11 protein-coding genes are annotated in these 12,645 nt (G+C 35.4%); 7 read left to right on the top strand and 4 right to left on the bottom strand.

The features are described 5' to 3' along the window. The first annotated feature begins 44 nt into the window (after window positions 1-44). The gene (aspA, locus tag PQF83_RS21530; RefSeq protein ID WP_000562151.1) at window positions 45-1,478 is read left to right on the top strand and encodes an aspartate ammonia-lyase; all 1,434 of its coding nucleotides are present in this window, start codon (window positions 45-47) and stop codon (window positions 1,476-1,478) included. Between the two features lie 38 nt (window positions 1,479-1,516). Here the strand turns inward: aspA and PQF83_RS21525 are convergent, their stop codons facing one another. Next, window positions 1,517-3,136, bottom strand: a complete 1,620-nt coding sequence (locus tag PQF83_RS21525; protein WP_000109110.1) for an L-lactate permease — start codon at window positions 3,134-3,136, stop codon at window positions 1,517-1,519. A gap of 845 nt (window positions 3,137-3,981) precedes the next feature. On the opposite strand from PQF83_RS21525, the gene PQF83_RS21520 reads away from it, so the two are divergent. Both PQF83_RS21520 and PQF83_RS21515 read left to right on the top strand, forming a co-directional pair. Next, on the top strand, window positions 3,982-4,269 hold the full coding sequence (locus PQF83_RS21520) for an ArsR/SmtB family transcription factor (protein ID WP_000081427.1): 288 nt from the start codon (window positions 3,982-3,984) through the stop codon (window positions 4,267-4,269). Between the two features lie 189 nt (window positions 4,270-4,458). Next, a complete protein-coding gene (locus PQF83_RS21515; protein WP_000382683.1) occupies window positions 4,459-4,638 on the top strand; it encodes an acid-soluble spore protein H in 180 nt (59 codons plus the stop codon). A gap of 41 nt (window positions 4,639-4,679) precedes the next feature. Here PQF83_RS21515 and PQF83_RS21510 read toward each other — a convergent pair whose 3' ends face one another. Both PQF83_RS21510 and PQF83_RS21505 read right to left on the bottom strand, forming a co-directional pair. Continuing rightward, window positions 4,680-6,065, bottom strand: a complete 1,386-nt coding sequence (locus tag PQF83_RS21510) for a peptide MFS transporter (protein WP_000338322.1) — start codon at window positions 6,063-6,065, stop codon at window positions 4,680-4,682. A gap of 381 nt (window positions 6,066-6,446) precedes the next feature. Beyond that, window positions 6,447-7,412 (bottom strand): ABC transporter substrate-binding protein, encoded by a 966-nt coding sequence (locus tag PQF83_RS21505; protein ID WP_001010263.1) that lies wholly within the window; start codon window positions 7,410-7,412, stop codon window positions 6,447-6,449. Window positions 7,413-7,584: 172 nt separating this feature from the next. Here PQF83_RS21505 and PQF83_RS21500 point away from each other — a divergent pair, with 172 nt between their 5' ends. Genes PQF83_RS21500 through PQF83_RS21490 form a run of 3 tightly spaced genes read left to right on the top strand, consistent with a single transcriptional unit; the run spans window position 7,585 to window position 10,478 of the window. Further along, window positions 7,585-8,589 (top strand): FecCD family ABC transporter permease, encoded by a 1,005-nt coding sequence (locus PQF83_RS21500; protein ID WP_000925236.1) that lies wholly within the window; start codon window positions 7,585-7,587, stop codon window positions 8,587-8,589. Next, window positions 8,586-9,644: a FecCD family ABC transporter permease gene (locus tag PQF83_RS21495; protein WP_000760066.1), complete on the top strand. Its 1,059-nt coding sequence runs from the start codon at window positions 8,586-8,588 to the stop codon at window positions 9,642-9,644. Before PQF83_RS21500 ends, PQF83_RS21495 begins: the two co-directional genes overlap by 4 nt. A 12-nt stretch (window positions 9,645-9,656) precedes the next feature. Then, window positions 9,657-10,478: an ABC transporter ATP-binding protein gene (locus PQF83_RS21490; protein WP_001167951.1), complete on the top strand. Its 822-nt coding sequence runs from the start codon at window positions 9,657-9,659 to the stop codon at window positions 10,476-10,478. Between the two features lie 32 nt (window positions 10,479-10,510). On the opposite strand, the gene PQF83_RS21485 is transcribed toward PQF83_RS21490, so the two are convergent. After that, window positions 10,511-11,242 (bottom strand): class I SAM-dependent DNA methyltransferase, encoded by a 732-nt coding sequence (locus tag PQF83_RS21485; RefSeq protein WP_000885943.1) that lies wholly within the window; start codon window positions 11,240-11,242, stop codon window positions 10,511-10,513. Window positions 11,243-11,454: 212 nt separating this feature from the next. On the opposite strand from PQF83_RS21485, the gene PQF83_RS21480 reads away from it, so the two are divergent. Then, window positions 11,455-12,645 (top strand): glycine C-acetyltransferase, encoded by a 1,191-nt coding sequence (locus PQF83_RS21480; RefSeq protein ID WP_000095906.1) that lies wholly within the window; start codon window positions 11,455-11,457, stop codon window positions 12,643-12,645.

Raw genomic sequence — 12,645 nt, 5'->3', positions numbered from 1 at the left:
ATTTTTTAAATAGGGATTTAGAATGAAAAGTATAGGTGATGAAAATGATAGCAACGAAGGATATACGTATAGAAAAAGATTTTTTAGGTGAAAAGGAAGTACCAAGTAGAGCTTATTACGGTGTACAAACATTACGTGCGGTAGAAAACTTCCCGATTACAGGATATCGCATCCATCCGTCACTCATTACGGCAATGGCAATTGTGAAAAAAGCGGCGGCACTTGCAAATATCGATACTGGTTACTTGGCGAAAGACATTGGACATGAAATTGCGGAGGCAGCGCAAGAAATTGTTGATGGGAAATTCCATGATCAATTTATCGTAGATCCAATTCAGGGCGGTGCTGGAACTTCTATTAATATGAATACAAACGAAGTAATTGCTAATCGAGCGTTAGAACGTATGGGATATGAAAAAGGCGAGTATGCAAAAATTAGCCCAAATACGCATGTAAACATGGCTCAGTCAACGAATGATGCGTTCCCAACGGGAATTCATATTGCAACTCTTATGATGTTAGAAGAACTTCTTATTACAATGGAAGAACTTCATGCTGCTTTCCGTGCAAAAGCAAACGAGTTCGATCACGTCATTAAAATGGGACGTACGCATTTACAAGATGCTGTTCCGATTCGTCTTGGACAAGAATTTGAAGCGTATAGCAGAGTGCTTGCGCGTGATATAAAAAGAATTAAACAATCTCGCCAACATTTATATGAAGTGAATATGGGGGCGACAGCTGTTGGTACGGGATTAAATGCAAACCCTACCTACATTGAACAAGTGGTTAAACACTTACGAACATTTAGCGGATTCCCACTTGTTGGTGCAGAGCATTTAGTTGATGCAACACAAAATACAGATGCATACACAGAAGTATCTGCAGCGTTAAAAGTATGTATGATGAATATGTCTAAAATTGCGAACGACCTTCGTATTATGGCATCTGGTCCACGTGTTGGATTGGCGGAAATTCAATTACCAGCTCGTCAGCCAGGTTCATCTATTATGCCAGGTAAAGTAAATCCTGTTATGGCAGAAGTAATTAATCAAGTCGCTTTCCAAGTAATTGGTAATGATCATACAATTTGCTTAGCGTCAGAAGCAGGACAACTGGAGCTCAACGTAATGGAGCCTGTGCTTGTATTTAATTTAATTCAATCTATTAGTATTATGAATAACGGATTCCGTGTATTCCGTGAATATTGTATTAAAGGAATTACAGCAAATGAAGAACTGCTGAAACAATATGTTGAGAAAAGTGTTGGAATTATTACAGCAGTTAACCCTCATATTGGTTATGAAGCAGCATCACGTATTGCACGTGAAGCAATTGAAACAGGAAAATCTGTTCGGGAGTTATGTTTAGAACATGGTGTACTGACAGAAGAAGAATTGGATATTATTTTAGATCCATTCGAAATGACGCATCCTGAAATTGCTGGAGCTTCTTTACTAAAGAATAAGAAGATGTAATGTAAAAAACACCGATCCATTTGGATCGGTGTTTTATTTTAAAAGATATTAAATACAGCGTTTAATTGAAGTAAGCTAATGATAGCTAAGAAGATTAGACTGTATTTCATTGCTGTTTTAAATAAGGCAGATTCTTTACCAACTAGTCCAACTGCTGCACAAGCAACTGCTACAGATTGAGGTGAAACCATTTTTGCCATTGTACCACCTACTACGTTTAAGGCAACAAGAGTAGAAGGAACGATGTTTAATTGATCTGCAGTTACTGCTTGAAGCGGTGCGAATAATGAACCACTTGATACTACTGATCCTGTAATGAATACGCCGATCCATCCTAAGATTGGAGAAAGAATTGGGAATGCATTACCAGTAGAAGAGAATGCAAGTCCAAGTGTAGATGACATACCAGAGTAGTTTTCTACGTAAGCTAACGCGATAACGCTACAGATTGTATATACTGGAGCTTTTAGCTCTTTCATTGTTTCAACCATTAATTCTTTAACCATTTTACCTTTAACGCGGTACACGATAAGTGAAACGATAATTGCTAATACAATTGCAGTAGTTGTAGATGAGAATACATCAAATTTGAAAACAGCTGCGAAAGGTGTATCCGCTTTTGTAATTGGTGTAGTTTTCATAACAGCATTATGAAGACCAGGGAATTGAATGTTAAATACTAAGTTTGCTAGTGCACCATCCGGAGCAAATAACGCTTTAATTGGTTTTAAATTAAAGATTGTTACGAATGCAGTTAAGAATACGAATGGAGACCAAGCATATAAAATTTGATTGAATGTATGAGATTCTTTTTCTTCTTGTTTTTCTTCTTTAGTAGAAGATTTTGGCTGCCAAACACGTAAGAATAATGCAAGAGAGATCATACTTACAACGGCTGCGAAAATATTAGTAAGTTCTGCACCTAAGAAGTAAGTTACAACGAACTGAGTAATTGCGAAAGAAATACCACTTACAAGAATACCTTGCCAAGTTTCTTTAATACCTTTAATTCCATCGACCATTGAAACAAGTAAGAAAGGTAATACAATACTAATGAATGGTAGAATAAGAACAGTTTGACGACCGATAGTTAATGCATCAAGTTCAGTTAATTGTGCTGGTACTGTAACTGGGATACCCATAGCACCCATAGCACCACCAGCGATGTTTGCTACTAAACAAATACCTGCTGCTTTTAATGGGTTAAAGCCCATACCTACAAGTAGTGCAGCTGTAATAGCAACTGGAACCCCTAGACCAGCTGCGCCTTCTAAGAAAGCACCGAAAGAATAAGCGATTAATAATACTTGTAAGCGTTGATCATTTGTAATGCTTGAAATGCTATCACGAATGATGTTGAATTGCTCTGTTTTAACAGTTAATTTGTAAAGGAAAATTGCTGCGATAACAATAGTACAAATTGGATAAAATCCAGATAAAATACCGAATCCGGCAGATGCTACAGCTACTGTTGCTGGCATTTTATAAACGAATATAGCAAGAATAATAGCGACAATCACACTGTAAAGACCAGCGATATAACTTTTCATTTTCAGTCCCATTAAACAAATGATGAAGCAAAAAATTGGAAGTGCTGCGATTAGAGCAGATAACCAAATATTGTTTAATGGGTCATAAATTTGTGTCCAAGTACTCATAATAATGACAACTCCTATCTATTTTATGTGAAGAAATTCACATTATTTGTGAAACTATTCACAATCAACTTACATGCTTAGTATATTCTCCTTCAACACTATTGTCAACGTAAAAAAGTATAATTATTCCATAATAGTGTTAAAAGAAATGCTTTGTTCATAAAGTAGACAAAAAGCCCACCCAAATCTATTTGAGGGGGTGAGATAAATTATTTGCATATTCTTTTCTTTCAGTTGTTTATATATTATTGATCCTACAGTTCTCTAGTAGAGAACGTCTTTTTATCGAATATGAGAAAGTATGTTGAAGTATGTTGAAGTATGTAATATTTGTTAGGTTGGTACAGCTTGCCTCATTCAATCAAGTAAGAAAGGGGAAATAAATACATTTAATAGGAAGGATTTCATCACAGTTTAAGCTATTGAATACTATTTAAAAAGCAATAAGTTAAAATTTAATGTTATGATATCTCTTTTTACTGAAAATTCCTTTTAGCATAACAAAGAGGTTAAATATAACCCCAAAACGTTACGATAGGTTATCAATTATAGACGGTATTTTACAATATAATTACTGTACGTTGCAATGAGGTGAAAATATAACAAAAAGCTTGATAAAACAACGTTTGTAAGCAAAGTATTCATAGTCCTTACTTTTGCTTTTTCGTTATATCATATAGTATAATATTCAAAATCAGCAAGGAATTTTTCCTGAGTTCTTTGTTGGTTAAGGTGGAAAAAATTTTCAGCTTTATAGGTTGATAAAGTTATGTCGTAACAGGAAATATAAGAACAGATATATAAATAAATAAAAAGAAAATAAAAACGAAAATGAGGGGAACTTTATGAGCCAAAATCAATTCGAATGTCATATTTCAGAAGAAGATGTACAAATGTTAAGAGCGTTAGCGCATCCGTTACGTCTACGTCTAGTAATGGAACTAATGCAACGTGGAACATGTAATGTAACACAATTACAGGAAGTGCTAGAAATTCCACAATCAACAGTTTCGCAACATTTAACAAAATTAAAACAAAATAAAGTAGTACGCTTTGAAAGACGAGGATTAGAAGTGTATTATCAAATTCATAATGATAAAGTAAGTGAAGTTGTAAAAACATTATTTTCTTAAAATTTGAATATTATGGAAAAAGACGTGTGGGACCTACGTCTTTTTTTATTTGTTAGAAGGTGATATGAGAAAGAATGTTAATATGTAAGGAAAAAAGGCTAACCATTAAAATGTTGCTATATGGAATATATTCTAAAAGGAAAAGAAAAGATAGAAAGGAGTGTAATAAGTCAAAGGAGGGATAGTAGAATGGATGTAAAACGTGTGAAACAAATTTTATCTTCTTCAAGTAGAATCGACGTTACATATGAAGGTGTACCAGTATGGATTGAGAGCTGTGACGAGCAGAGTGGGGTTGCTCAAGTGTATGATGTATCTAATCCTGGAGAAAGCGTCCACGTGAACGTGACGGCTTTAGAGGAGAAGTAATAGAAAAGACGCTTCTGATTTTAGAAGCGTCTGTTTTTGTATTATTCCATCATACTCGCAACTTTTTTAGAGAAGAGAAGGAGTACAAGTCCTAAGACGATAACGATAATGCCAATACTTGCAAATACTTCAAGGTATCCTAATGATTGTGTAAAGGAAGCAAGTTTACCAGCTAACCAGTTAGCCATACCTGAACCAGCTAACCATACACCCATTAGTAATGATGCTAATTTAACAGGTGCAATTGCACTTACCATTGATAGACCGATTGGTGATAAGAATAGTTCTCCAATTGTATGGAACATATAAGTGATAACGATGAATAATAAGTTTGCTTTAACAGTTATATCAGCTTCACTACTTCCAGTTTTTAGAACCGCTAATGTTAAAACAAGGTAACCTATACCTAGTAAAATCATACCAAATGCCATTTTTGTTGGTATTTTTAAATCGCCACGCTTTGATTTAGAAAGTTTTAACCATAGCATAGATACGAATGGTGCAAGTAGTACGATGAACGCTGGATTAACGGATTGGAACCAAGATGTTGGGATTTCCCATCCAAAAATTGTACGATCAACAAATTTATCTGTATAAAGTGTTAAAGAACTACCAGCTTGTTCAAAGCCTGCCCAGAAGAATACTACGAAACAAGTTAAAATTACAATTGCCCAAGTGCGGTTTTTTTCTTGTTTTGTTAAAGGTTTCTTTTCGACTGCAGGTTGATTTTTTGTTTTTTTACCAACAACTGTTGTTCCTGCTGTACCAAGATAGCGAGGAGCTAATAAGTTGAAAACAATTTGTCCAATAATCATACCGATACAAGCTGCTAAGAATCCGTATTTATATCCCATAACCATAACGCCATCAACGCTTGTTTTAAAGAAATCTTCTGCTAAAAATCCACAAATAAGTGGAGCGAAGAAAGCACCTACGTTAATACCCATATAGAAGATAGTAAATGCACTGTCACGACGTGAATCATTTTCACTATACAATTCACCTAACAGTGTAGAAATATTTGGTTTGAAGAACCCATTACCAATAACTAATAGTATTAATCCTAGAAATAGTCCTGTTTTTGTATTCATTGAGAATAGTACAAAGTTGCCGATTGCCATAATAATTCCGCCGAGAGTAATGGCATGACGTCTTGTAATATAATGATCCGTTAGCCATCCACCTATAATTGGCATGAAATATACTGCCGCTGTAAAAGTACCATATAATTGCACTGCAAACGCCTTATCAAATCCTAACCCGCCACTAACCGCAGCAGTCGTTAAGTAAAGAACTAAAAGGCCACGCATTCCATAATAACTAAATCTTTCCCACATTTCTGTTAAGAACAACAAGTACAATCCTGGTGGATGTTTTTTTGGTGATTGTTGCTCTCCAGCTTTGTCTAATTTTAAAGCTGCATCCATTTTTGTTTCCCCCTAATCCTGTATAACGGATATTTATGTAATCATTTTAATTTACAAAATATTTAGAAGTCAATAGAATTATATGGAAATAGAAAGAAAATTTCTAAAAAAGTTCTATTTTACTTCGACCGTTACTGTATTTTGCCCTGAAAACAAGATGATAAGCGTTTTCAAATGTAATAATTGAATTCTAAAAGAAAATAAAATAGTGATTAATCAGAAAATTTAGATTAAAATATTTATTCTGATATAGAGAAAATATATTCTATTTACTTTTATAATATAACATATTGGGAATAAAAATACAAAATGAAATAATGTGACATTTAAGTGAATTGAAAAATAACCAGCTCCATAGAAGGGGAGCTGGTTAGGGAAATACTATTTAACAAAGCGTTTTTCGATATCATCTAATAGTAGGTTAGCAGCCATTACACCGCCAGCAGTATTCCAAATCACATCGTCAACTTTGTATGCTTTATTATTTTTCACTGCATTTAAATTTTTAAATAGTGGATCATTGATATATTCTTTTTCTAATTCAGAGCCTTTTTTCTCATTTCCTTTATCGAATGTGAAGTAGAACAATACATCGCCATCCATTGCAGAAATACGTTCTTTAGATACGTTACGCTCTGCGAAGTCATCTTTATTTTGATCGCCAGGACGTTTAAATCCAAGTTCTTTTAAAATAACACCAGAGAATGTATCACCATGATAAATACGAACATCACCAGGCATGAAGCGAACCATAGAGATTTCTTGATTTACTTTATCACCTAGTTTGGCTTTTAAATCTTTCATACGTTTATCGTAATCAGCTAAAACCTTTTGGCCTTCTTTTTCTTTATTTAATGCTTTCGCATAAAACTTGAAGTTATCTTTCCATTCACCGCGTAATGTTTCAGAGAACACAGTAGGTGCAATTGCTTTTAGTTGCTCGTACACTTTTTCGTGACGCATTTTGTTACCGATAATTAAGTCTGGTTTTAAAGAAGCGATTGTTTCTACGTTCACTTGTCCTTCATCACCAACAACTTTTACATCTTTCATTTTATCTTTAATATGTGGATACCATGGATCACCAGTCCAAGATTTTACAGCCCCAACTGGTTTAACACCTAATTCAAGTAAAGCTTCAGTACCTTCATTTGTTAAAATGACTACACGTTTTGGATTAGCAGGAACTTCTGTTTTACCCATTGCATGTTCCACAGGAATCATTTCTTTTTTCGTATCTTCTTTTGATTCTTCTTTCGTATTTGATTTTCCACAAGCACTTAAAAGTAGTGAAAAGGCTAATAAAAATACAAATACTGTAAACGATTTCTTTCGCATGAAATTCATTATGTACCCCCTACATAGTGAGAATTTTTTTCAATAGCAAGCATGATATTAAGCCTTTATCTTTAGATTGTCAATACATACGGTTGAAAATAATTCTCATTTCCGTTGACAATGAGAATTAAGTTGAAATACACTTACAACGTATCATTATACATTGAAGGGGAAACGCTGCATGTTATTAAAAACAAATCGAGCAAAATGGGTTGGATTATTTGTTGGGATCATTGCAGTCATTACTTGTATTTGGGGAAGTATCATTTTTGGATATACAAATACGAGTTGGAAATTAGCGTTAGATGCTTTTTTCCATTTTAATGGTTCCAATGAACATATTATTATTCAAAATGTGCGTCTACCAAGGGCATTAATTGCAGCAAGTGTTGGTGCTAGTTTAGCCATTGCAGGTTGTCTTATGCAAACTTTAACGAAGAATCCACTTGCTTCTCCAGATTTTATTGGATTAAATTCAGGTGCTGCTTTCTTCATCGTTGTAGCAATTGTTATTTTTTCCGTGACATCATTATCAGCTTTCACGTGGATTGCCTTCTTAGGGGCAGCAATTGCAGCTGTACTTGTATTTGCTTCTAGTTCTTTAGGAAAAGAGGGGACAACGCCTCTTAAATTAACATTAGCAGGGGTCGCAATTAGTGCGTTATTTTCATCATTAACACAAGGATTACTTGTGTTAAATGAAAAGGCGCTTGAAGAAGTATTATTTTGGCTTGCCGGATCTGTGCAAGGAAGAAAGTTAGAAATTTTACAATCAGTATTCCCGTATTTATTAATAGGCTGGATTGCATCTATTATGATGGCAGGGAAAGTAAATACATTGATGATGGGGGAAGACGTTGCAAAAGGACTTGGTCAAAGAACGATTTTAATGAAATCATTCGTACTACTTATTATTGTCCTGTTATCCGGTGGTTCAGTTGCGGTCGCAGGTCCTATTGGGTTTATTGGTATTGTTACCCCGCATTTTGCCAGATTTCTTGTTGGAGTAGATCATAGGTGGAGAGTACCGTATAGCGGCTTATTAGGTGCAATACTATTGATCTTAGCTGATATCGCAGCAAGATATGTCATTATGCCACAAGAAGTACCAGTAGGGGTTATGACAGCATTTATTGGTGCGCCGTTCTTTATTTATATTGCACGTAAGAGAGGGCTTAGCAAATGAAGAAGTATATTCCGTTTCGTATAGGAAAAGGCGGGCTCTCGTTTTTAATGTATAAACGAGCTTGTCTCGTCTTATTCAGTTTACTAGTTGTTTTAATAGGATTATTTTTTGCGAGTGCAGGTATGGGAGACATGAAAATTGCTCCTTATGATGTATGGCAAGCAATCACTGGAAATGGCGATGCGATGTCCAATATGGTTGTAAATAAGTTTCGTATGCCGCGTATTTTAATTGCTATCCTTGTAGGAATCGCACTTGCTGTAGCAGGATGTATTTTACAAGGGCTCGTTCGAAATCCACTTGCTTCTCCGGATATCATCGGGATTACAGGTGGTGCAAGTGTTGCAGTTGTATTATTTTTAGCTATATTTAGTGATAAAAATAATGCGCTAACTGTAAGCATTCATTATATGCCGTTAGCAGCTTTTATTGGGGCAACGATTGTAGCACTTTTTGTATATTTATTTGCATGGAGAAATGACGGATTATCACCGATTAGTCTTGTTTTAATTGGTGTTGGTTTTTGGGCATTAACGAAAGCGGCAACGACTTTGTTTATGTTGTTAGCGCCAATTTACCAAGCGAGTCAAGCGAATGTATGGATTACAGGCACTGTTTACGGGTCTTCATGGCAAAACGTCATGGTACTTGCGCCGTGGGTTCTTATTTTAACGGTAATATCATTTATAGCTGCTAGACATTTAAATGCGCAAGAGCTAGGGGATGATATTGCGGTAGGACTTGGTGTTCCTTTAACGAAGTCACGCATATTTATGTTATTACTTAGTACAGCTTTAATTGGTGGAGCAGTTGCCTTTGCTGGAGGAATTGGATTTGTCGGTTTAATGGCACCTCATATTTCACGAAGACTAGTTGGTTCTTTATACGGTGCATTACTCCCGGTTGCGGCTATTGTCGGTGCGATTTTAGTACTTGCTGCAGATTTAATTGGGCGTACAGTTTTCACCCCACTTGAAATTCCAGCAGGGGTATTTACATCAGCAATTGGTGCACCTTATTTTATTTATTTACTTTATAAAAGTCGGAATTCATAAAGGAAGATGAATATGCAAAAAGCATTGGAGACGAAACGTTTGACGTTGTCTTACGGTGAAACAATTATTATTGATGAGTTGAATTTAGAAATTCCAAAAGGTGAAATTACCATCTTTATCGGTTCTAACGGTTGCGGGAAATCGACCTTATTACGTTCACTAGCTAGATTATTAAAACCAACAGCTGGTGACATTTTGTTAGATAGTCAAGCCATTCAAAATATGCAAACGAAGCAAATCGCTCGTCAAATGGCAATTTTACCGCAAGGACCGCAAGCGCCAGAAGGGCTTACAGTATTGCAACTTGTAAAGCAAGGACGTTATCCGTATCAAACATGGCTGAAGCAATGGTCAGAAAAAGATGAGGAAATGGTACAGAAAGCACTTGCAGCAACAGGTATGACAGAATTTGCTGAGCGTGATGTGCATGCTCTTTCAGGTGGACAACGACAACGTGCTTGGATTGCAATGACGCTTGCGCAAGATACAGATATTATTTTATTGGATGAGCCTACTACCTATTTAGATATGACTCACCAAATTGAAGTGCTAGATTTATTATTCGAATTAAATGAAACAGAACAAAGAACAATTGTTATGGTACTACACGATTTAAATTTGGCCTGCCGTTATGCAGACAATATTGTAGCCATTCAAGATAAACAAATATATGCACAAGGTAAGCCAGAAGAAGTAGTAGATGAGAAGCTAGTACGTGATGTATTCCGAATGGAATGTCAAATTAGTACGGATCCGTTATTTGGGACGCCACTTTGTATCCCGCATGGAAAAGGAAGACGTGTACGTAAAGAAGTTGCTCATGCAATGAGATAAAGAAAAAGACGATGAGGAAATCATCGTCTTTTTTATTTTCGGCAAGAGAATAAGAGAAAGAGGGGAATACGTAAACGACGTTCATATTCTTCCGCGCTTTGAAAATAAGTTTGATCTGGTGTAGCTTCTTTTAAATTTGTAATTGTAAATCCAGCTTGTTGTAATAGTGTAAAATATTCTTCCGTTGTACGATGATATTTAATAACTTCTTGATCAATCCAAGGTTCAACCCGTTTGCCTAGTTTAAAGTAATCATCGACAAGCCAACTCGTTCTTTTTCCGCTCGTTTGCAAGCTTTCAAATGAAGAGGTAATAATAGGGTGTTGAACGCTAAAAGAAAAGGTTCCATTTGTCTTTAAAGTTTCGTACACATTTTGAAAAATGATAGTAAGATGTTCGATATAATGTAAGGCGAGTCTAGATGTTACTAAATCAAAAGTAGAAGGAGGGTATGTGTAGTCTTTGAGGTTTAAAAAATGAACGGCGCCATTTTTGTTTTCTAGTTGTTTTTTAGCTTTTTCATACATAAGTTCGGAGCCTTCAATACCGGTGTAAGAGTGGCAGTCTTTTTCTAATAATTCCTTGCCAAATTTTGCGTCCCCACAGCCTAAATCGAGAATTTTCTTTCCTTTCACATCACCAATGAGTTGAAAGAAGGCTGGTTTTTCAAGTGATTCATTTGGGCTATTTTCTCGGTATCTTCGTTTCATATATTGTTCAAAAAACGCTTCGTTATTATATACATCAGATTCAGTAAATGCCATGATTGAAGCCCCCTTGCATATTTTTTTATTCTACCAAATATGAAAAGTAAATGATAGATTTCTTGTAATGAATCATATATAATCTAGAATTGTAAGCGGTTACTTTAAACTATTTTTCTATAATAAATTCTGAAAACGTGTTAAGCTAGTAGAGGGATTATTAGAACTATTAAGACAATAATTCGCTTACATGAACGATGGGAGGCTTCACGATGTCTAGTAAAACACTTGCGAAATTTTTAGAAGAAAATTTAGAGGATTTAAAATCAAAGGGGCTTTATAACGTAATTGATCCGCTCGAAAGTTCAAATGGACCGATCATTACAATTGGCGGAAAAGAATATATTAACTTATCTTCAAACAACTATCTTGGATTAGCAACAGATAGCCGTTTGCAAGAAGCTGCAATTGGTGCAATTCATAAGTACGGCGTTGGAGCAGGAGCGGTTCGTACAATTAACGGTACTTTAGATTTGCATATTAAATTAGAAGAAACAATTGCAAAGTTTAAACATACAGAAGCAGCAATTGCTTATCAATCAGGATTTAATTGTAATATGGCAGCGATTTCAGCTGTTATGGATAAAAATGATGCGATTCTTTCAGACGAGTTAAACCATGCTTCTATTATTGATGGTAGTCGTCTATCAAAAGCAAAAATTATTGTTTATAAACATTCTGATATGGAAGATTTACGCCAAAAAGCAATCGCAGCGAAAGAATCAGGACTTTACAATAAATTAATGGTAATTACAGACGGTGTCTTTTCAATGGATGGAGATGTTGCAAAACTACCAGAAATTGTTGAGATTGCGGAAGAATTAGATTTAATGACATACGTAGATGATGCACACGGTTCAGGTGTACTTGGTAAAGGGGCAGGAACTGTAAAGCACTTTGGTCTGTCTGATAAAGTTGATTTCCAAATTGGTACATTATCAAAAGCAATTGGGGTAATTGGTGGATATGTAGCAGGGAAACAAAACTTAATTGACTGGTTAAAAGTTCGTTCACGTCCATTCTTATTCTCTACAGCATTAACACCAGCTGATGCTGCAGCTTGCATGAGATCAATTGAAATCTTAATGGAAAGCACAGAGTTGCACGATCGTTTATGGGAAAATGGTCGCTATTTAAAACAAGGGTTAAAAGAACTTGGCTTTAACATCGGAGAAAGTGAAACGCCAATTACACCTTGTATTATTGGTGACGAAGTATTAACACAAGAATTTAGTAAACGTCTAAATGAAGAAGGCGTATATGCAAAATCTATCGTGTTCCCAACTGTAGCTAAAGGAACAGGACGTGTTCGTAATATGCCAACAGCAGCTCATACGAAAGAAATGTTAGATGAAGCAATTCGTAAGTATGAAAAAGTAGGGAAAGAAATGGGCATCATTTAA

Origin of the sequence: Bacillus sp. FF-1 (assembly GCF_028548245.1) — a bacterium.
Lineage (GTDB): Bacteria > Bacillota > Bacilli > Bacillales > Bacillaceae_G > Bacillus_A > Bacillus_A paranthracis.
The sequence above is the reverse complement of the archived record's forward strand: the minus strand, read 5'-3'. Positions and strand labels throughout refer to the sequence as shown.

Coding starts and splice junctions, on each gene's coding strand:
- aspA (WP_000562151.1), top strand. CDS start 45: ATGATAGCAACGAAGGATATACGTATAGAAAAAGATTTTTTAGGTGAA.
- PQF83_RS21525 (WP_000109110.1), bottom strand. CDS start 3,136: ATGAGTACTTGGACACAAATTTATGACCCATTAAACAATATTTGGTTA.
- PQF83_RS21520 (WP_000081427.1), top strand. CDS start 3,982: ATGAGCCAAAATCAATTCGAATGTCATATTTCAGAAGAAGATGTACAA.
- PQF83_RS21515 (WP_000382683.1), top strand. CDS start 4,459: ATGGATGTAAAACGTGTGAAACAAATTTTATCTTCTTCAAGTAGAATC.
- PQF83_RS21510 (WP_000338322.1), bottom strand. CDS start 6,065: ATGGATGCAGCTTTAAAATTAGACAAAGCTGGAGAGCAACAATCACCA.
- PQF83_RS21505 (WP_001010263.1), bottom strand. CDS start 7,412: ATGAATTTCATGCGAAAGAAATCGTTTACAGTATTTGTATTTTTATTA.
- PQF83_RS21500 (WP_000925236.1), top strand. CDS start 7,585: ATGTTATTAAAAACAAATCGAGCAAAATGGGTTGGATTATTTGTTGGG.
- PQF83_RS21495 (WP_000760066.1), top strand. CDS start 8,586: ATGAAGAAGTATATTCCGTTTCGTATAGGAAAAGGCGGGCTCTCGTTT.
- PQF83_RS21490 (WP_001167951.1), top strand. CDS start 9,657: ATGCAAAAAGCATTGGAGACGAAACGTTTGACGTTGTCTTACGGTGAA.
- PQF83_RS21485 (WP_000885943.1), bottom strand. CDS start 11,242: ATGGCATTTACTGAATCTGATGTATATAATAACGAAGCGTTTTTTGAA.
- PQF83_RS21480 (WP_000095906.1), top strand. CDS start 11,455: ATGTCTAGTAAAACACTTGCGAAATTTTTAGAAGAAAATTTAGAGGAT.